This is a genomic window from Ancylobacter novellus DSM 506, from assembly GCF_000092925.1.
Taxonomy (GTDB): Bacteria; Pseudomonadota; Alphaproteobacteria; order Rhizobiales; family Xanthobacteraceae; genus Ancylobacter; species Ancylobacter novellus.
On the sequence record NC_014217.1, the window covers coordinates 1,599,332 to 1,618,892 of the forward strand.

18 protein-coding genes are annotated in these 19,561 nt (G+C 69.1%); 8 read left to right on the top strand and 10 right to left on the bottom strand.

The genetic code is table 11. From position 1 onward, the window contains the following. The first annotated feature begins 3 nt into the window (after positions 1-3). Genes kdpC through SNOV_RS07725 form a run of 3 tightly spaced genes read left to right on the top strand, consistent with a single transcriptional unit; the run spans position 4 to position 4,031 of the window. Positions 4-627, top strand: a complete 624-nt coding sequence (gene kdpC, locus SNOV_RS07715; RefSeq protein WP_013166357.1) for a potassium-transporting ATPase subunit KdpC — start codon at positions 4-6, stop codon at positions 625-627. Positions 628-639: 12 nt separating this feature from the next. Continuing rightward, the gene (locus SNOV_RS07720) at positions 640-3,351 is read left to right on the top strand and encodes a sensor histidine kinase (RefSeq protein WP_013166358.1); all 2,712 of its coding nucleotides are present in this window, start codon (positions 640-642) and stop codon (positions 3,349-3,351) included. Next, complete coding sequence (locus SNOV_RS07725) at positions 3,348-4,031, top strand: response regulator (RefSeq protein ID WP_013166359.1); 684 nt, start codon at positions 3,348-3,350, stop codon at positions 4,029-4,031. Before SNOV_RS07720 ends, SNOV_RS07725 begins: the two co-directional genes overlap by 4 nt. Before the next feature lie 10 nt (positions 4,032-4,041). Here SNOV_RS07725 and SNOV_RS07730 read toward each other — a convergent pair whose 3' ends face one another. Both SNOV_RS07730 and SNOV_RS23770 read right to left on the bottom strand, forming a co-directional pair. Then, the gene (locus SNOV_RS07730; protein WP_013166360.1) at positions 4,042-5,406 is read right to left on the bottom strand and encodes an MFS transporter; all 1,365 of its coding nucleotides are present in this window, start codon (positions 5,404-5,406) and stop codon (positions 4,042-4,044) included. Positions 5,407-5,582: 176 nt separating this feature from the next. Beyond that, complete coding sequence (locus SNOV_RS23770) at positions 5,583-5,726, bottom strand: hypothetical protein (protein ID WP_013166361.1); 144 nt, start codon at positions 5,724-5,726, stop codon at positions 5,583-5,585. Between the two features lie 627 nt (positions 5,727-6,353). Between SNOV_RS23770 and oxlT the strand changes: the two genes are divergently transcribed. Then, complete coding sequence (gene oxlT / locus SNOV_RS07735; RefSeq protein ID WP_013166362.1) at positions 6,354-7,682, top strand: oxalate/formate MFS antiporter; 1,329 nt, start codon at positions 6,354-6,356, stop codon at positions 7,680-7,682. Between the two features lie 262 nt (positions 7,683-7,944). Here the strand turns inward: oxlT and SNOV_RS07740 are convergent, their stop codons facing one another. From SNOV_RS07740 to SNOV_RS07750, 3 genes are all read right to left on the bottom strand, one after another. Beyond that, positions 7,945-8,742, bottom strand: coding sequence for a carbon-nitrogen hydrolase family protein (locus tag SNOV_RS07740; RefSeq protein ID WP_013166363.1), 798 nt, complete (start codon positions 8,740-8,742; stop codon positions 7,945-7,947). After that, the gene (speB, locus tag SNOV_RS07745) at positions 8,742-9,797 is read right to left on the bottom strand and encodes an agmatinase (RefSeq protein ID WP_013166364.1); all 1,056 of its coding nucleotides are present in this window, start codon (positions 9,795-9,797) and stop codon (positions 8,742-8,744) included. Before speB ends, SNOV_RS07740 begins: the two co-directional genes overlap by 1 nt. A gap of 121 nt (positions 9,798-9,918) precedes the next feature. Next, positions 9,919-10,674 (bottom strand): alpha/beta fold hydrolase, encoded by a 756-nt coding sequence (locus SNOV_RS07750; RefSeq protein ID WP_013166365.1) that lies wholly within the window; start codon positions 10,672-10,674, stop codon positions 9,919-9,921. Positions 10,675-10,853: 179 nt separating this feature from the next. Between SNOV_RS07750 and SNOV_RS07755 the strand changes: the two genes are divergently transcribed. Continuing rightward, the gene (locus SNOV_RS07755) at positions 10,854-12,242 is read left to right on the top strand and encodes an ethanolamine ammonia-lyase subunit EutB (protein ID WP_013166366.1); all 1,389 of its coding nucleotides are present in this window, start codon (positions 10,854-10,856) and stop codon (positions 12,240-12,242) included. Beyond that, entirely contained in the window at positions 12,239-13,054 is an 816-nt protein-coding gene (eutC, locus tag SNOV_RS07760; protein ID WP_013166367.1) for an ethanolamine ammonia-lyase subunit EutC, read from the top strand. The genes SNOV_RS07755 and eutC overlap by 4 nt, the downstream gene beginning before the upstream one ends. Position 13,055: 1 nt before the next feature. On the opposite strand, the gene SNOV_RS07765 is transcribed toward eutC, so the two are convergent. The 3 genes from SNOV_RS07765 to SNOV_RS07775 form a co-directional block, all read right to left on the bottom strand. Beyond that, positions 13,056-13,382, bottom strand: coding sequence for a hypothetical protein (locus SNOV_RS07765; RefSeq protein ID WP_013166368.1), 327 nt, complete (start codon positions 13,380-13,382; stop codon positions 13,056-13,058). A 133-nt stretch (positions 13,383-13,515) separates the two neighbouring features. Beyond that, complete coding sequence (locus SNOV_RS07770; RefSeq protein WP_013166369.1) at positions 13,516-13,893, bottom strand: hypothetical protein; 378 nt, start codon at positions 13,891-13,893, stop codon at positions 13,516-13,518. Positions 13,894-13,974: 81 nt separating this feature from the next. Then, positions 13,975-14,994 carry a L,D-transpeptidase family protein gene (locus SNOV_RS07775; RefSeq protein ID WP_013166370.1) on the bottom strand — a complete coding sequence of 340 codons (1,020 nt, stop codon included), beginning with the start codon at positions 14,992-14,994 and terminating at the stop codon, positions 13,975-13,977. Between the two features lie 179 nt (positions 14,995-15,173). Here SNOV_RS07775 and ybaK point away from each other — a divergent pair, with 179 nt between their 5' ends. Both ybaK and SNOV_RS07785 read left to right on the top strand, forming a co-directional pair. Beyond that, positions 15,174-15,647 carry a Cys-tRNA(Pro) deacylase gene (gene ybaK / locus SNOV_RS07780; protein WP_013166371.1) on the top strand — a complete coding sequence of 158 codons (474 nt, stop codon included), beginning with the start codon at positions 15,174-15,176 and terminating at the stop codon, positions 15,645-15,647. A gap of 86 nt (positions 15,648-15,733) precedes the next feature. Then, positions 15,734-16,702, top strand: a complete 969-nt coding sequence (locus SNOV_RS07785) for a TDT family transporter (RefSeq protein ID WP_335328981.1) — start codon at positions 15,734-15,736, stop codon at positions 16,700-16,702. Between the two features lie 20 nt (positions 16,703-16,722). On the opposite strand, the gene SNOV_RS07790 is transcribed toward SNOV_RS07785, so the two are convergent. Both SNOV_RS07790 and SNOV_RS07795 read right to left on the bottom strand, forming a co-directional pair. Beyond that, on the bottom strand, positions 16,723-19,092 hold the full coding sequence (locus tag SNOV_RS07790; RefSeq protein ID WP_013166373.1) for a xanthine dehydrogenase family protein molybdopterin-binding subunit: 2,370 nt from the start codon (positions 19,090-19,092) through the stop codon (positions 16,723-16,725). Positions 19,093-19,103: 11 nt separating this feature from the next. Continuing rightward, entirely contained in the window at positions 19,104-19,559 is a 456-nt protein-coding gene (locus SNOV_RS07795) for a (2Fe-2S)-binding protein (RefSeq protein WP_013166374.1), read from the bottom strand. Positions 19,560-19,561: the final 2 nt, after the last annotated feature.

Sequence of the window (19,561 nt, forward strand, 5' to 3'; positions counted from 1 at the left end):
GACATGCTCGCTCAACTCCGTCCGGCGGTGACGCTGCTCATCGCCTTCACCCTCCTCACCGGCCTCGCCTATCCGCTGGCGATGGTCGAGGTGTCGGAGGCTCTGTTCCCTTCGCAGGCGCGCGGAAGCCTCGTCGTGAAGAACGGCGCGGTCGTCGGCTCGTCGCTGATCGGCCAGACCTTCGCCGAGGACCGCTACTTCCACCCGCGTCCCTCGGCGGCCGGCAACGGCTATGACGCGGCGGCGTCTTCCGGCACCAATCTCGGACCCACCAGCGCCAAGCTGGCCGAGCGGCTGAAGACCGACGCGGCGGCGCTGCGCGCGGCGGGCGTCGAGGGGCCGATCCCGGCCGATGCCATCACCACCTCGGGCAGCGGCCTCGACCCGGACATCTCGCCGGCGAACGCCATGACTCAGGTGGCGCGCGTCGCCAAGGCGCGCAACGTCGACGAGGCTCTTGTGCGCGATCTGGTGACGGCGCACATAGAGCAGCCGCAGCTCGGTATGTTCGGCGATCCGCGGGTCAACGTGTTGGCGCTCAACCTGGCGCTGGACACCGCGGCGCCGGTGGCTCCGGCGTCTCCGGCGCCGTCGAATGCCGCGCCGGCAACCGTATCGGGTTCCTGACGGAAAGGCTTCATGAGCGTACAGGATCCGCCGCGCGCCGACCCGGAAGCCCTGCTCGCCGCGGCGGAGCGGGAGGCGCGCGGCAAGCTGCGCATCTATCTCGGCGCCGCCCCCGGAGTCGGCAAGACCTACGCGATGCTCTCCGCCGCCCGCGCCGCTAAGGCCGCGGGCGGCGACGTCGTTATCGGCATCGTCGAGACCCATGGCCGGGCCGAGACCGAGGCGCTGATCGAGGGCATCGAGAGCCTGCCGCGCAAGGGCGTTCCGTACAGAGGCCGGCTGGTGCCGGAATTCGACCTCGACGCCGCGCTCGCCCGCCAGCCCGGCCTGCTGCTCGTCGACGAGTACGCCCATTCCAATGTCGACGGCAGCCGCCACCCCAAGCGCTGGCAGGACGTGCAGGACCTGCTCGCCGCCGGCATCGACGTCTGGACCACGCTCAACATTCAGCATGTCGAGAGCCTGAACGACGTCGTGCAGCGCATCACCGGCGTGCGGGTGCGCGAGACGGTGCCGGACACGGCGCTGCAGAAGGCGGATGAGATCATCCTCGTCGACCTGCCCTCGGACGAGCTGATCAAGCGTCTTGCCGACGGCAAGGTCTATGTCGAGGACACCGCCACGCGGGCGGTGCAGAGCTTCTTCAAGCCGTCCAACCTCACCGCGCTGCGCGAACTGGCGCTGCGCCGGGTGGCGGCGCGGGTCGACAGCGACCTCCTGGAGCGCATGCAGGGCGCGGCGATCGAGGGGCCGTGGGCGGCGGGCGAGCGGATCCTCGTCTGCGTCGGGCCGGACATCGCCGCCGAAAGGGTGGTGCGCGAGGCCAAGCGCCTTGCCGACCTGATGGATGCGAGCTGGTTCGCCGTCACCGTCGAGCGGCCCGGCCATGTCATGGCGGGCGGCGACCGGCGCCGGCTGGAGGCCGGCATGCGGCTTGCCGAGACGCTGGGGGCGGAGACGCGCTCGCTGGTCGCCGCCGATGTCGCCTCCGAACTCCTGCGCTTTGCCCGCTTCGAGAACGTCACCCAGATCATCATCGGCAAGGCGCGCCGCTGGTGGCTAGCGAGGCTGCTACGCGGCCCGCTGGCCGATGCGCTGGTGAAGCAGGCAGACGGCGTCGCCATCCACGTCGTCACCGCCGAGGCCAGCGAGGTGCCGGCACGCCGGCGCTTCCAGCCGCCGCCGGCCGGGCAGCTCGCCGGCTATTCGGCGGCGGTGCTCAGCGTCGGCGCGGCGACGGTGACCGGGTTGTTCCTCACTCGCTTCGTGGCGCTGCCCAACGTCTCCATGCTCTATCTGCTCGCCGTGCTGCTGCCGGCGCTGCTCTATGGCGTATGGCCGGCGATCCTCGCTTCGACGCTGTCCTTCCTCGCCTACAACTTCTTCTTCATCGATCCGGTGGAGACCTTCACCGTCGCCCGCCCGCACGAGCTGCTGGCGCTGCTGATCTTCCTCATCGTCGCGGTGCTGATCTCCACCATCGCCGGCCGCGCGCGCGAGCAGGCGCGCATCGCCGCCCAGCGCATGCGGGCGACGCGGCGGCTCTACGAGTTCACCCGCAAGCTCTCGGCGCTGCCGGACCGCTCGTCGGTGGCGGAGGCGGCGGCGGTCGAGCTGCACACCGTGCTCGGCCGCCCGAGCGTCATCCTGCTCTCCGAGCATGGCGACCTGTCCATCGCCGCCGCCTGGCCGCCGGAGGACCGGCTCGATACCGGCTCGATGACGGCGGCCAGCTGGGCGTTCGAGCATGGCGAGGCGGCCGGCGCCGGGACCGGCACGCTGCCGAGCGTGCCCTGGCTGTTCCGCCCGCTCGGCGGCATGGCGGGCGGGACGGCGGGCGGCGCGCCCATCGGCGTCGTCGGCATCGAGCGCGATCCGACCATGCCGGTGCTCGACGCCGAGAGCGAGAGCATCCTCGGCACGCTGAGCGAGCAGACGGCGGCGGCGCTGGTGCGCACCATGCTCTCGGCCGAGGTGACGCGGGCCCGCACCGCGGCCGAGACCGAGCGGGTGCGCAACATCCTGCTCGCCTCGATCAGCCATGATTTCCGCACCCCGCTCGCCTCCATCCTCGGCGCGGCCACCAGCCTGATCGATTACGGGCCGGACATTCCCCCGGAGGTGCGCCGCGACCTGCTGGCACAGATGCGCGACGAGGCGGAGAATCTCGACCACATGGTGCGCAACCTGCTCTCCATGACCCGGCTGGAGGCGGGAGCGCTGGAGATCCACAAGGACTGGGTCGACGCGGTGGAGCTTATGAACCGCGCCGTCTCCGCCGTGCGCCGGCGCGGGGCGACGCAGCGCTTCGTCGTCACCTCCGCTCCCGACCTGCCGCTGATCCAGGCCGACCAGAGCCTAATGGACCAGGCGCTCGGCAACGTCGTCGCAAACGCGGTACGCTATGCCGGCAAGGAGGCGCGCATCGGCCTCGCCGCCACCGTCATCGACAATGAACTGGTGATCGCCGTGACCGATGACGGGCCGGGCATTCCCACGCAGACGCTGCCGCATGTGTTCGAGAAATTCGTGCGTGCCTCGCGCGGTGCCGCCGATGGCGGCGACGGCTCGGGCCTCGGCCTTGCCATCACCAAGGGAATCGTCGAGGCGCATGGCGGCAGGGTCGCCGGCCGCAGCCCGGCGCCGGGGCAACGCAACGGGACCCGCATCACCATGAAGCTGCCGCTGCCGGCCCACGCGCCGGAGGGGGAGGGCAAATCGTGAGCGGAACCAGCGTGCTGGTGGTCGACGACGAGCCGGCGATCCACCGCTTCATGGCGCCGGCGCTGGCGGCCAACGGCTATGACGCGCTGCGGGCCGACACCGGCACGCAGGCGCTCGCACTGGTGGTGAACCGGCGCCCCGACATCGTGGTGCTCGACCTCGGCCTGCCGGACATGGACGGCAAGGAGGTGATCCGGCGCCTGCGCGAATGGTCGGACGTGCCGATCGTGGTGCTCTCGGCCCGCGACCGCGAGATCGAGAAGATCGAGGCGCTCGACCTCGGCGCCGACGACTTCGTCAACAAGCCCTTCGGCATCGGCGAATTGATGGCGCGGCTGCGCGCGGCGCTGCGCCATCGCATGCAGGAGAAGGGCGAGACGCCGGTGCTGCGGCTCGGCGGCATCGAGGTCGACATCCCTCGCCACCGTGTCACCCGCGACGGGGCGGAGGTGAAGCTGACGCCGAAGGAGTTCGACCTCGTGGCCTTCCTCGCCCGCCATCCCGGCAAGGTGCTGACCCACCGCCAGATATTGCGCGACGTGTGGGGCCCGGCGCATGAACACGACACGCAATATCTGCGCGTCTATGTCGGCCAGTTGCGCACCAAGCTGGAGGCGGACCCGACCAATCCGGCGCTGATCGTCACCGAGCCCGGTATCGGCTACCGGGCGGGGGAGTAGCCCGTCCCCCTCACGCCTCGATGTCGACGTCGCGGGTCTCGCTGCCGAGGATGAGCGCGATCAGCGTCAGCACCGCCATGGCGGACAGATACACGCCAACCCAGAACGGCGAGCCGCCGCCCCACGCCCACAGCGCCACCGCGATGAACGGCGCCACTGCCGCCCCGAGGATGGAGGAGACGTTGTAGGAGATGCCGGAGCCCGTGTAGCGCAGATTGGCCGGGAACAGCTCCGGCAGCAGCGCGCCCATCGGGCCGAATGTCATGCCCATCAGGCTGAAGCCGAGGATCAGCCAGGCCATGACGCCCACCGGGCCGGCCGAGAGCATCGGCACCCACAGAAGCCCGAAGGCGATGATGGCAAGCGTCACCGCGATCAGCGTGCGCCGGCGGCCCCAGCGGTCCGCCCACGGGCCGGAGACCATGGTGAAGATACCGAAGAACACTACGCCGATGATCATCATCAGCACAAAGGTCGTGTAGTCGTAGCCGAGCCCCGGCAGCGCGGCGTTCACGCCGGCGCGGCCATAGCTCAGCGAGAAGGTGGTCATCAGGTAGAACAGCACATAGGTCGCGAGCATGTAGAAGGTGCCGAGCACCAGCTCGCGCCAATGGCCGCGGAACACCGAAGCCAGCGGCAGCTTCTGCACCTTGCCGGCCTTCACCGTCTTCTCGAAGGCGGCGCTCTCGACGAGGTTGAGCCGCACCCACAGGCCGACGGCGACCATGACGATGGAAAACAGGAAGGGGATGCGCCAGCCCCAGCTCAGGAAGGCGTCGGACGGGCGCGAAGGGTCCTCCGACGGCATGAGCGCGGCGATGGCGAGGAACAGGCCGTTGGCGAGGATGAAGCCGAGCGGCGCGCCGAGCTGCGGGAAGGTGCCGTAGACGGCGCGCTTGCCGGCGGGCGCGTTCTCGGTCGCCACCAGCGCCGCACCGCTCCATTCGCCGCCGAGCGCGAATCCCTGCGCGATGCGCATGATCACCAGGAGCCCCGGCGCCAGCCAGCCGACCTGCGGATAAGTCGGCAGCACGCCGACGAGGAAAGTCGCGATACCCATGGTGAGCAGCGCGCCGACCAGCGTCACCTTGCGCCCGCGCCGGTCCCCGAGATGGCCGAAGAAGATCGCGCCGAGCGGGCGCGCCACCATCGCCGCGCCGAACACGGCGAAGGAGGCGAGCAGCGCCGCCGTGTCGTTGCCCGGCGGGAAGAACAGATGCGGGAACACCAGCACCGCGGCGGTGGCGTAGACGTAAAAATCGTAGAACTCGATGGTGGTGCCGATCAGGCTGGCGAGGATGACGCGCGAGCGCGGATTGGCGACGGTGGCGTTGGCTGGGGCGCCGGCAGGGGCGGCGGCGAGGGTGGACGACATCGGGGACTCCAGAACGGCGGTCCGTCCGTGGCGCCGGGTGACGCGATGCGCAGGCGGCGGCGGGACGGACCGGCGGATTTTGGAGGTCCTTTTAGAGCCTCGAGCCAGGAATTGCAGCGGCTTTGCCTGAGACTTTCGGACCCGCGTGCAAATCAGACCCGGGAATGGGGCCTTCGTCAGCCCGGCGGATCGACCTTCAGCCCGTTCGGCCCGACCTCGATCTGGAGCGAGTTCTGCTCGCGCTCATAGGCCTGATAGGCGAGGACGGCGGCGACCACGGCAAGCACCACCACGACCACGGTGAGGATGGATCGGTTCATGGATTCTCCCCTTCTTGCGGGCCGGGACGCGCCGGCCAGTGGTAAGGGAACGCCGAAAGCGGGGCGGGGTTCCGCCCTGTGGCGAATGCCGCCCAAGTCGAGCGGAGCGTGTGACGCTGCGGATGACGCAGCGCATCTGCGTCCGTTCCCGCGCGGCGGAGGCCGGAAATTCGGCCTGGACGCTGGTCCGCGAAATTCTCCGGTCGTGCGCCGCTGGGGCATGCGGCGGCAAAGACTCCCCTTCGACGCCTTCGTCCTTTGCGTGAAGTCGAGTCGAGCGCGGTCAATGGTCGGAAACTATATTCATTTGTATCAAGCAATATTCACCATATACGTCAGCCAATATCTATTGGCTTTAGGTAAACATACGTTGGTATAATTCATGTTGCATCCATATCGGTAGATGTTATCTGTCATTCGTCAGTAAATGACGCATGTCGACTAATCGGATGCTTTACCGAGCGTCATTTCGTGACCTTCGGTAAGTAACGGATCGGTGAGAGACCTCACCGTCGGCCGGACCTCCGCATTTCGCCATGCCCCGCCGCCGTGCCGAAAGGCGCGGCGCGTGACACTCGAAGCAGCCAAGAAGAGCTGTGCGGTGGAAATCAGGTCGAGGAAACGTCAATGGAAGCGACCAATACTGCCCGCCCCGCAGCAACGGCCACGCGCCCCTGGGAACCCTGGTTCCAGCTCGGCTGCGGCATTCTCTGCATGGCGATGATCGCCAATCTCCAATATGGCTGGACCCTGTTCGTCGATCCCATCGATCAGGCCCATGGCTGGGGCCGCGCGGCGATCCAGACCGCCTTCACCATCTTCGTGCTGACCGAGACCTGGCTGGTGCCGGTCGAGGCGTGGTTCGTCGACCGCTACGGCCCGCGCATCGTGCTCACCTTCGGCGCGGTGATGATCGCGCTGGCCTGGGTGATCAACTCCTACGCTTCCTCGCTCGCCATGCTCTATGCCGGCGCGGTGTTCGGCGGCATCGGCGCCGGCTCGGTCTATGGCACCTGCGTCGGCAACGCGCTGAAATGGTTCCTCTATCGCCGCGGTCTTGCCGCGGGCGCCACCGCCGCGGGCTTCGGCGCCGGCGCGGCGCTCACCGTGGTGCCGATCGCCAACATGATCGCCACGTCGGGCTATCAGTCGGCATTCTTCTGGTTCGGCATCGGCCAGGGCATCGTGGTGCTCATCGCCGCGCAGTTCCTCTACCCGCCGAAGGTCAAGATCGCCCCGCCGAAGAAGGTGACCGGCCTGCCGCAGAGCAAGGTCGACTACCAGCCCTCGCAGACGGTGACCAAGCCGGTGTTCTGGCTGCTCTACCTCATGTTCGTCATGGTCGCTTCGGGTGGCCTGATGGCGGCGGCGCAGATCGGACCGATCGCCCACGACCTCGGCGTCGCCAACACGCCGGTGAGCATTCTCGGCATCTCCGGCGCGGCGCTGACGCTGGCGATCTCGCTCGACCGCATCTTCGACGGCTTCGGCCGGCCGATCTTCGGCTACGTCTCCGACCGGATCGGGCGCGAGAACACCATGTTCATCGCCTTCGGCACGGCCGCGGCGATGCTGCTGCTGATGGTCTATCACGGCTCGAACCCGGTAGTGTTCGTGGTCGCGACCGCCTTCTTCTTCGGCGTGTTCGGCGAGATCTATTCGCTGTTCCCGGCGACCTGCGGCGACACTTTCGGTTCGAAGTTCGCGGCGACCAATGCCGGCATGCTCTACACCGCCAAGGGCACGGCAGCCCTCCTAGTGCCGCTCGCCTCCATCGTGGCGGCGGCCTATGGCTGGTACGCGGTGTTCGCCATCGCGGTCGGCCTGAACGCGGCGGCGGCCTTCCTCGCGCTGTTCGTGCTGAAGCCGGTGCGCTCGCGCTTCATCGCCCGCTCGGCGGTCGAGGCGGAGAGCGTGGCGGCGGCGCCCGCGGGCCGCGAATCGCACGCGCATTGAAGTCTTTGAAGAGAGGAATGAAAGCGCCGGGCAATGCCCGGCGCTTTTTCGTTTCCCTCATCCGCGACCTCGACCCGCGGACCCAAGGGACTTGGTGCTCCCGGTCACTGGGTGCCCGGGTCAAGCCCGGGCATGAGGGAATGAATGGGGTCGGCGTTTCTCCAAAACATCGTCATCCCGGACGGCCGAAAGGCCGATCCGGGATGCGTGCAGAATGGGGAGCGATCCCGGCTCTTCGCTTCGCCTTCGACCGGGATGACGCCTAACGGCTCCGCCCATACACCTCCGGCCGGCGGTCGCGCATATGGGTGTTGAGCACGCGGGCCTGCTTCAGCCTCTCGGAATCGAGATCGGCGAAGACCAGCTCCTCGCCATCGCCGGCGAGCACGAGGTTGCCGCCGTTCGGGTCGCCGACGCAGCTGAGGCCCATATAGTCGAGATCACCCTCGCTGCCGCAGCGATTGGCGTAGGCGACATAGAGCTCGCTCTCGAAGGCGCGGGCCGGCACCACGAAGAGCGATACCGCGTCATAGGGCTTCATGTTGGCGGTCGGCACGATCACGAGATCGGCGTCGCCGAGCGCCAGAGCCCGCACCGCTTCCGGGAATTCGACATCGTAGCAGATGAGGATTCCCACCTTGTAGCCGTCGAGCTCGGCCAACTCCGCCGTGCCGGGGCCGGGCGCGAACATCGCCCGGTCGAGGTCGCCGAAGAGGTGCGTCTTGCGGAAGTTCAAGAGCGTCGCACCGGTGCGGTCGATGAGCAGGGCGGAGTTGTAGATAGCTCCGTCCGCCCCACGCTCGGGATAGCCGTAGCAGATCGCGATGCCGTGCCGCTGGGCGATGTCCGCCACGCGGGCGGCGCTGGGGCCGTTCGCATTTTCCGCAACCAGAGCAGCCGCTTGCGCGCCGATGTTGTAGCCGGACAGGAACATTTCCGGCGCCACCAGCAGGCGCGCGCCGCCGGCGGCCGCGCGGGCGGCCGCCTCCTCCAGCCGGTCGAGATTGGCGGCGGGGCGATTCTGAGGATCGCCCGCCGTCTGCAGGAGCGCGATGCGCATCAGCCGCCCCGCCGCGCCTTCAGCGCCGTCACAGACATGCAGAAGATCTCGAACAGCACCTGCGCGGCGGCGTGAGCGGTGTTGGAGGTGGCGTCATATTGCGGGGCGACCTCGACCACGTCGCCACCGATCACATCGAGCCCGTTGAGGCCGCGCAGCATCTCCAGCACCTCGCGCGAGGTCAGCCCGCCGATCTCCGGCGTGCCGGTGCCCGGCGCGAAGGCGGGATCGAGGCTGTCGACGTCGAAGGAGACATAGACCGGCCCGTCGCCCAGCACCTGCTTGGCCTTCTCGATGATCGCCGGCACGCCCGTGCCGGTGACCTCCTCGGCGTGGATCACCGTCATGCCGCTCTCATAGGAGAACTCCCACAGGAATTCGGCGCCGCCGCGGATGCCGATCTGGATGGTGCGCTCGGGATCGAGCACGCCGTCCAGCACCGCGTTGCGGAACGGCCCGCCATGGTGGAACTTCGCGCCCTCATAGGTGCCCGACGTGTCGCAATGGGCGTCGATGTGCAGCATGCCGACCGGCCGCTTCTCGCCCACCGCCTTGAGGATAGAGCCGGTGATGGAGTGGTCGCCGCCGACCGAGAGCGGGATGACGCCTGCTGCTACCACCTTCTTGTAGAAGGTCTCGATGTCCTCGTGGCAGCTATCGAGGCTGAAGCGCGAGCGGAACGGCATGTCGCCGATATCCGCGACGCGCACCTCCGCCGCCGGCACCATGCCGAGCACATGCTCATAGGGGCCGATGCGCTCGATGGCGCGCACCGCGCGCGGGCCGAGGCGGGCGCCGGCGCGGTTGGTGACGCCGAGGTCCATCGGCACGCCGATCAGCGCGACCTCGAGCCCGCCGAAGTCCGCCAGCTCCGGCGCGTCGGGGCGGTAGGGAGCGTCGAGCAGGGTCGCGGCATTCGCCCACGGCCAGACGCGCTTCTCGCCATCCTTGAACTGCAGCTCGGCGACGCGCTTGAAGGTCGGGTCGTAGACCACGCCGCCGCCGATGCCGGCATATTTCGCCCGCAGTTTCTCGAGCTTTTCGTTGCTGGACATTCTTGGCCTCATGCTTTCCGGAAGTGAGCCAGCCTAGCCGCCCCGGACAGCGCCGGGGAGGGGCCTGATGCCTTTCCTTCGTCGCATGGGGCGAGGAAGTTCGAACTGTGGCGCGGCGGGCTCAGCCGTGCCAACCGGCGACCTTGAGCAGGATGTCGGCGACGTCCTCCGGTGCGCTCAGGAAGGGTGAATGGCCGGTGGCCAGCTGATGCACCCGCGCGCCGGGCACCGCCTCCTGCATCAGGCGCTGAACGGCGAGCGGCAGGCCGCGATCCTCCAGGCACTCGATGTAGTGGCGCGGCAGCCGGCCGAAGCGGTGCGGGGTGATGGCCGAGACCGCCGTGAAGGGCGCGTGCGGAGTGACACGCACGAGATTGGGAAAGGCGCGGTCGATGTCGTGCGCGGAGCAGCCGGAATAGAGCGAGCCGGCGATGAGGTCGCGCTTCGTCAGGTCGAGGCCCAGCCCCTCCTTGCCGAGCCGCAGCATGCCCTGGCTCTCGATAATGGCCGGGTCCTTCAGATAGGCCGGGGTCATGACGAAATCGCGGGCGGTCTTGCCGTTCGGCGCCATGAAGCCGGTGAGATAGACCAGCGCCGCGACGCGCTCGGCCATCTCCTCGCCGAGCCAGGTGCAGGTCGCCCCGCCGACCGAATGGCCGACGAGGATCGCCTTGCCGTCGATCTCCTCCAGCGCCGCGCGCACCGGCGCGGCATAGATGGAAATGTCGGTGACGGCGGCGGTCGGGGTCGGGTCGAAGCCATGGCTGGCGAGGTCCGGCGCGATCACCGCATGGCCGGCGGCGCCGAGGATGTTCGCCACCTTCTGGAAGCAGCCGCCCCAATGCCAGGAGCCGTGGATGAGGATGAAGGTGGCCATGGCGTCTCTCCCGCTGCGCTTGCCGCGCCTTTAGCCGGCGCGCGGCGCTTCGTCCAGACTGGCATGCCATACGCCAGCACACTTCAGGCGGAAGTCGCGCTTTCCTGCGCCGGGCGGGCGGGGTACATTTTCGCCATGGCGCCGAAATGAGCAGTGGCGCCGCCGCAAGGTGGAAAGCCATGCCGTATCGTCATGTCGTCGGGCCGCAGAGCTATGTGTTCGCCGATCTGCGCGAGCTGATGGCCAAGGCGACGCCGCTACGCTCCGGCGACATGCTGGCCGGCATCGCCGCCGCCTCGGCCGAGGAGAACGTCGCCGCCCGCATGTGCCTCGCCGAGGTGCCGCTGTCGGCCTTCCTTACAGAGGCGCTGGTTCCCTATGAGCGCGACGAGGTCACGCGGCTGATCATCGACACCCATGACGCCACCGCCTTCCGGCCGGTGTCGCATATGAACGTGGGCGACTTCCGCGACTTCCTGCTCTCGGCGGCCGCCACCAGCGAGGCGCTGGCGGCGCTGGCGCCGGGCATCTCGCCGGAGATGGCCGCCGCCGTCTCCAAGCTGATGCGCAATCAGGACCTGATCGCGGTGGCGAAGAAGTGCCGCGTGGTGACCAAGTTCCGCAACACCATTGGCCTGCCCGGCACCATGGCGGTGCGGCTGCAGCCGAACCACCCGACCGACGATCCGGCGGGCATCACCGCTTCCATCCTCGACGGCCTGCTCTATGGCTGCGGCGACGCGGTGATCGGCATTAACCCGGCTTCCGACAGCATCCCGGTGCTGAGCGAACTCTTGAAGCTCACCGACGGCATCATCCAGCGCTTCGACATTCCGACGCAGGCCTGCGTGCTCACGCATGTCACCACCTCGACCGAGGTGATCAATCGCGGCGTGCCGGTCGACCTCGTCTTCCAGTCCATCGCGGGGACGGAAGCCGCCAACGCTTCCTTCGGCATCTCGCTGGCGACGCTGAAGGAGGGGCGCGAGGCGGCGCTGTCGCTCAAGCGCGGCACGCTGGGCGACAACGTGATGTATTTCGAGACCGGGCAGGGCTCGGCGCTCTCGGCCAACGCCCATCACGGCGTCGACCAGCAGACGCTGGAGGCGCGGGCCTATGCAGTGGCGCGGCCTTATCAGCCGCTGCTGGTCAACACCGTCGTCGGCTTCATCGGGCCGGAATATCTCTATGACGGCAAGCAGATCATCCGCGCCGGGCTGGAGGACCATTTCTGCGGCAAGCTGATGGGCGTGCCGCTCGGCTGCGACGTCTGCTACACCAACCACGCCGAGGCCGACCAGGACGACATGGACACGCTGATGACGCTGCTCGGGGCGGCGGGCGTGACCTACATCATGGGCATTCCCGGCTCGGACGACGTGATGCTGAACTACCAGTCGACGTCCTTCCACGACCAGCTCTACCTGCGCGAGGTGCTCGGCCTGAAGCGGGCGCCCGAGTTCGAGGCGTGGCTTGAGAACATGGGCATCACCGGGCCGGACGGAAGGCTGAAGACCCAGCGCGGCAATCACCCGCTGCTCGCCGCTGCCGCGGGGCTCGCGGCATGAGCGAGCCGGCGAACGACACGAATGCCCAAGCGGTCGACTATGTGATCGAGGACGCCTGGCAGAAGCTCGCCGGCATCACCCCGGCGCGCATCGCGCTCGGCCGGGCGGGAACCGGCCTGCCGACGCGCGAGGTGCTGCGCTTTGCGCTCGCCCATGCGCAGGCGCGCGACGCGGTGCATACGCCCTTCGATTCTGCCCGCATGGCCGGCGAGATCGCAGCGCTCGGCTTCGAGACGGTCGAGATCGCTTCCGCTGCCTCGGCGCGCGACGCCTATCTGCGGCGCCCGGACCTTGGCCGGCGCCTGGCGGATGAGAGCCGCGTGCTGCTGCGGGAGAGGGCGGGCGGGCCTTTCGACCTCGCCATCGTGGTGGCGGACGGACTATCCTCCACCGCTATCCACGCACAGGCGGTGCCGTTCCTCGCCGAGTTCAAGGCGCGCATCGGGGAGACCGGCTGGAGCGTCGGGCCGGTGGCGGTGGCCAGTCAGGCGCGCGTGGCGCTCGGCGACGAGGTGGGCGAGCTGATGCAGGCCTCCGCCGTGGTGGTGCTGATCGGCGAGCGGCCGGGCCTGTCCTCGCCGGACAGCCTCGGCCTCTATCTCACCTTCGCCCCGCGCGTCGGCCGCTCCGACGCCGAGCGCAACTGCATCTCGAACGTGCGTGGCGAGGGACTCTCGCACGCCCATGCCGCCTTCAAGCTCGCCTGGCTGCTCAAGGAGGCGCTCGCACGGCGTCTCACGGGCGTGAGCCTCAAGGACGAGAGCGACCTGCTGCTGGTCGAAGGCCGCCCGCCGTCGGCGCGGATCGGCTAGTTCACGGCAGGAAGGTGAAGGTGGCGACCTCGCACACATTCACCTTGCGTTTCACGACCTTGCTGCCGTCCGAGAAGTCGGCGCGAAAATCGTAGATGCAGGCGTCGGTGCCGTCGTCGATGTTGGCTTCGAGCGTCTCGCCGTCTTCCAGCGTGTCGTTGGCCAGCATGTCCTCTTCCCAGCTCTCCTCGTCGACGGAGGAGGCATAGAAGCTGGTCATGGTGTAGCCGGTCTTGTTGACCACATCGACGCGGCGGTCCTTGGCGAAGGACGGCGCGGCAAGAAGCGAGCAGGCGAGGACGGCGAGCGTCAGTCGCACGGCAAACATGGAAGTGCCCCCGGATGGTGCGGCCGCATGATCGCCGCCGCACGCGACTCTATCGCTTTCCGTTCGGGCGAAAGCAATTGCACGGTAAAGTCGCGCAGCGCTTTATTCGGTACTGTGGTGCCGCGGCTACCCGTCAGTGCTTCCGGCCGTATTCGCCGTCCAGCCAGCGGTCGGTCAGCGCCATGCGCTGGAAGACATAGGCCACCGCCTTGACGCGGTTGACCGCCGGCCCCTGCTCCCAGATCTCGCCGTGCTCGAAGCCCATCATGATGGTGTAGCGCGGCAGGCGGAGAAAGCGCCACCGCGCCGACTTCACCACCACGAACTCCATGTGCAGCGCGGGCGCCGCGAGATAGCAGCAGCCGTCGGCCGGCTCGAACTTCGCGGAAAGCTTCGGCGCCACGGCGGGCGTCGCCTTCTGGATTATCGTCAGTTCCGCTTCGGTGTAGGGCAGGCGTTGCAGGCGGCGGATGCTCGCCAGCATCTCGTTCAGCGATGTTCGTACGGCCATGTCGTCCCGCTCGGTGTTTCCCCGGTGCCCTATCTGCCGCAAGCGAGCGCCGGGGGAAAGCCCCGCCGGCGTAGTGCGCAGCTAGTCGCCGTCGTAGCTGGCGACTTCGCCACCCTTGAAGGGGTCGGCGAGGGCGGCCTCGGGGCGGCTGACTTCGATCTTGCTGCCCGAGGTCAGGGCCGAGAGCCGCTCGGGGCCGGCCTTGCGCAGGATCTCGCGGAAGCTCGGATGCATGCCGCCATCGACGTAAGCGGTGGATACCGGCGGGCTGGAGGCGGAAAGCAGCGCGATGGTCTCATCGTCCCGCGCCCGCTTGCCGGCGACGGCGTCTTCCGCCGGATCGGGCATCATCAGCGGGCAGGGCGCCAGCGGGTCGGCCGCCGCCTCGCCCGGCTGCGAGCCGGGAGTGAAGCGGTAGCGCCCGCCGCAGGCTGCCACGTTCGGCGGCTGGCGCGTTACCGCGAACAGGTCGGTGCCTTCCTTGAGGTTGCGCCAGAACGCCATGTTCGGGTCGTCGCGGTGCTCGGCGAAATTGGCCGGCGTCATGCGGAAGGGCAGGGCCTGCACCTGGAAGCTCGGTTGGCCGGCGGCGAGCGCCTCGCGGGCCACCGCATAGACCTCGGCGATGCCGTCATTGGTCATGGCGTAGCAGCCGGCGGAGGTGCAGGCGCCGTGCACCATCAGCGCCGAGCCGGAATAGCCGAGCGCTTCCTCGAGCTGGTTGGGATAGCCCAGGTTGAAGGCGAGGTAGAATTGCGAGCGCGGATTCATCAGCCCCGGCGTCACCGCGTAGAAGCCTTCCGGCGCCTGGCGGTCGCCCTCGCGGGTCTTCGGGCCGAGTCTGCCGGACCAGCGGCACATCGGGTAGGTCTTGAGCAGGGCGTAGCGGCCGGAGCGGTCGCGCTTCCAGATCTCCAGCTCGCTTTCCCGCTTGTAGATGCGCACCATGATCGGGTCGGCGGGGCTCATGCCCTTGGCCGCCATCTGCTGCATCAGCTTGGGCGGGATCGGCACATCGGCACGGTCGTCATAGTCCGAGCCGATGCAACCGGCGAGGAGCGCGGACAGAAGGGCCATGAGGACGATGCGCAACAGGTTCATGGCAGTTCGCTTAGTGAGGCAAAACGGCAGATCGGCGGCGGGAACGACATGCCCGCGGCAAAATCCCGCCGGACCTCCTGTTTAGTGCGATCATGGTATCCAAAGCGTTACACATGGCAGTAGGTGGAATGGCAGTAGGTGGATTCGCCGCACCCGCGGTGCGTTCCGGGGAGATCACCGTGTCCAGGGTGACGCGCGCCACGAAGATGCTGGAGCAGGCGGGAATCGCCTTCACCGTCCACGCCTATGACTACGATCCCGACGCCGACCATATCGGCCTGCAGGCGGCGCAGGCGCTGGGCGAGCCGCCGCGGCGCGTGCTGAAGACGCTGATGACGCTCGTCGACGGCAAGCCGGCCTGCGTGATCGTGCCCTCCGACCGCGAGGTGTCGATGAAGAGGCTGGCCGCCGCGCTCGGGGGAAAGTCGGCGCAGATGATGAAGCCCGCCGATGCCGAGCGGCTCTCCGGCTACAAGGTCGGCGGCATCAGCCCGTTCGGCCAGATGCGCAGGGTGCCGGCGGTGATCGAGGCGGCGGCGCTCGCCCATGAGCTGGTCTACGTCAATGGCGGCCAGCGCGGATTGCAGATCCGGCTCAAGCCGGGTGACGCGCAGGCCGTGCTCGGCGCCGTCGCGGTCGCTGTCGTCGCCTGAGCGCGATGATGCGGTACGACGAAGGAACGCTATTCATTCGTGCGCATTCGCTGTAGCTGAATGCCGCCATGGCAGCGGATGCATCCTTGAGATCACTCTTCCTCCACATGCGGCCGGTATTCTTCGGCTCGGTGCTCGGCATTGGCGGGCTCGCCAATGGCTGGCGCGCCGTCAACCGCCTGTGGGGCATCACGCCGGTGATCGGCGAGGCGTTCGCCGTGGCGGCCTTCGGCCTCTGGCTGCTCTGGGCCGTGCTCTATGCCGGCAAATGGCTGCTGCATCCGGCTGAAGCCAGGCGTGAACTCGATCATCCCGTCCAAGGCCTCGCCGCGGCGCTCGCTCCCGTGGCGACGTTGATCGCCAGCCTGTGCATCGGCCCGCATGTCACCGTGCTCGGCTGGGCGCTGTTCATCGGCGGCGCTGGGGGCGTGCTCTTCTACGCGGCGTGGAGCGTCGGCGGGCTGTGGCAGGGCGGGCGCGAGGCGCCTGCGATCACGCCGGTGCTCTACCTGCCGACCGTCGGCGGCGGCTTCGTCTCCGCGCTGGCCTGCGCCACCTTCGGCCAGCCGACGCTCGGCTGGATGTTCTTCGGCTTCGGCATGTTTTCCTGGCTGTCGATGGAATCGGTGTTCCTGACGCGGCTGTTCCAGCACGGCCTGCCGGCCGAGATGCGCGCGACGCTCGGCATCGAGTTCGCGCCCCCGGTGGTGGCGTGCGTCGCCTATCTCTCGCTCACTCCGGGCACCGCCGACCATTTCGCGCTCGGCCTGTTCGGCTATGGCTGCTTCCTCGCCCTCGTGCTGCTGCGGCTGGTGCCGTGGCTGCGTCGGCAACCCTTCGGACCGGGCGCCTGGGCCTACACCTTCGGTGTCTCGGCGCTACCGCTCGCGGCGCTGAAGCTCGTCGAGCAAGGGGCGGGTACGCCCATCGAACTGTTGGCGCTGCCGTCCTTCGCCGCGGCGAACGCCATCATCGGCTGGATCGCGGTGAGGAGCCTGGTGCGGGTGGGGCGGTTCCTGCGCGGCGCCTCCGCGCCGGTGGCGGCTTCCGGCTGAGGCTCCTTCCGCTTCGGGGACTATGGCTGCGCGCCGTGCGGACGCAGCAGATTGTCGTCCCATGCCGGCAGGATGTGGGGGAAGGCGAGCTCCGGCTGGCGGCCGAGCAGCAAAGCGAGGACGCGTGGTGGGGTCAGTGGCAGTTCCTGCACGCGCGCGCCCGTCGCGTTCGCCACCGCGCAGGCGACGCTTGCCCCGACATTGAGGATGGGCACCTCGCCCGCCCCCTTGATGCCGAACGGCCCGAGCGAGGGCGCGCCCTCATAGAGCTCGACCTCCACCGGCACCACGTCGGAGGCGAGCGGCACGCGGTAGGTCTCGAAGCCGTTCTGGCGGATCCGGCCGTCCGCATCGATCGAGACCTCCTCGTGCAGCGCATAGCCGAGCCCCTGCACCACGCCGCCCTGGATCTGCCCGCCAATGGCGCTGCGGTTGAGCGCGCGGCCGACATCCTGCACCACGCGATAGGCGAGCACCTCGACATGGCCGGTCTCCGGGTCGACGGCGACCTCGCAGTCGTGGACGGCGAAGACCGGGATGTCGAGCGCGTCGATGAAATGCCCGACCGCGCAGCCCGGCAGCGAGGGCACGCCCTTGCGCGCCGAGGCGCCGGTACCGGCGACCGGCCCGTTCAGCGCCTGTGCCCGCGCCGCCACCTCGGCGATGGAGAAGCCGGCGCCGTTGGGCCCCGCGATCTCGATGCGCCCGTCCTGCATGACGAGGTCGCCGGGCGATGCGTCCAGCATCCGCGCGGCGACCGCGAGCAGCTTGCCGCGCACCTCCTGCGCCGCCTGGAGGCTTGCCGCGCCGAGCGAGACCGTCTGCCGGCCGCCGCCGACGCCGACGTCGTAGCCGGCCGCGTCGGTGTCCGCCTGGCGCACCACCACGTCCTCCGGCCGAATGCCGAGGGTGGCGGCGACGATCTGCGGCAGGCCCTGCATCATCGAGCCGGAGCCGATCTCGACGCCGGAGGTCACCAGTGTGGCGCTGGCGTCGGCATTCATGTTCACCGTCGCCGCCGAGGGGCCGGTGAAGACGAACCAGGTGCCGACCGTGGTCGCGCGCCCGTAGAGCCGCCCGTCGTCCGGCCGGCGAGGCGGAGCAGCGGCGCGCAAGGCCTCCATGCGCTCCAGCATCGGGCGCAGCACCTCGGCTTCGAATTTCTGTCCCGTCGCGCCGAGGTCGCCGTCGCCGAGCACGTTGCGCCGGCGGAACTCGAGCGGATCCATACCGAGCGCGGCGGCGATCTCGTCGGTGTGTCGCTCCAGCGCGAAGGTGTTGTAGACGCCGTTGCAGGCCCGGAAGGCGCCGTTCGGCGCGGTGTTGGTGTAGATGGCGCGGGAGACGAGGCGGCTCGCGCCGACCCGGTAATTGCCGCCCAGCGTGTGGGCGGTCATGGTGGTGAGGAAGATCTGCTCGCCGCCATAGGCGCCGCAATCCATCAGCACCACCGCCTCGCGGCCGGCGATCTCGCCCTCCGGCGTCACCGCCGAGCGGATGCGGATCTCGGCATTCTCGCGGAACAGGCAGGTGAGCATCTCCTCCTCGCGGGAGTTGACCAGCCGCACCGACCGGCCGCTGAGCTTCGCCAGCAGCGCGGCGAAGGGCTCGATGGCGATGTCGAACTTCAGCCCGAAGGCGCCGCCCACCGGCGGCACCGTCACCCGCACCTGCGAGGCCGGCACGCCGAGGAAGCCAGCCGTGGCGTTGCGCACCGTCCAGGGCACTTGCGTCGAGGTCTCGATGTGGAAGCGGCCTTCCTCGTAGCGCGCCACCGCCGCGCGCGGCTCGAAGGCCATGTGGTTCTGCCGGCCGACGCGGAAGGTGCTCTCGACGATCCTCACATCCGGCCGGGCGAAGGCGGCGTCGACGTCACCGCGCACCGCCGTCGCTTCCCAGGCGACATTGCCGGCGCGGGCGCCGCCCTCCAGCAGCACCTCGTAGTCCTGCCATTCGGGGTGGATGAGCGGGGCGTTGGGGGCGAGCGCGTCCTGCATGGTGAGGACAGCTGGAAGCGGCGCAATCTCGACCTCGATCGCCTCCAGCGCCGCTTGCGCCTGTTCTAGCGTGTCGGCGGCGACCGCGGCGAGCGGCTCCCCGACATAGCGCACGCGGTCCTGGGCGAAGAGCGCATGGTCAGCGATGCCGATGCCGACGCGCCCGGGCGCATCGGCGGCGGTGGCGATGGCGCGCACGCCGGGCAGGGCGGCCGCCTTCGAGGTGTCGAGCTTCACCAGCCGCCCCGAGGCGACCTCAGCGCGCAGCACGGCGGCGTGCAGCATGCCCGGCGCGCCGCGGTCGATGGTGTAGCGGGTACGGCCGGTCAGCTTGTCGCCGGCATCGCGGCGGCGGAATTCCATCACGGCGTCGACGGGCGTGGTGATGGACATGGCGCTCCCCTTCACGCGCCGGCGACGTCGAGCGCCGCCGCAACGATGCGCTCATAGCCGGTGCAGCGGCAGGCATTGCCGGTGAGCGCGGCGCGCACCTGGTCACGGCTCGGGCGCGGCGTCTGTGCGAGGAAATGCGTCAGCGTGACCACCATGCCGGGAAAGCACATGCCGCATTGCACCGCGTCGTGCTCGACGAGACTGGCCTGGACCGGGTTCAGCCGTCCGCCGGCCGAGAGGCCCTCGACGGTGCCGATCTCGCGGCCCTGCGCCAGCCCCGCCGGGGTGAGGCAGGCGGCCCGCGGCTCGCCGTCGACCAGCACCGTGCAGGCGCCGCAGAAGCCCTCGCGGCAGACCGGCTTGGCGCCGGTGAGGTGGAACTCGTCGCGCAGTACATCGACGAGCGGGGTCATCGGATCGGCGGCGGACTGCTTCGCCTCGCCATTGACGATCATGTCGATGGGCATGA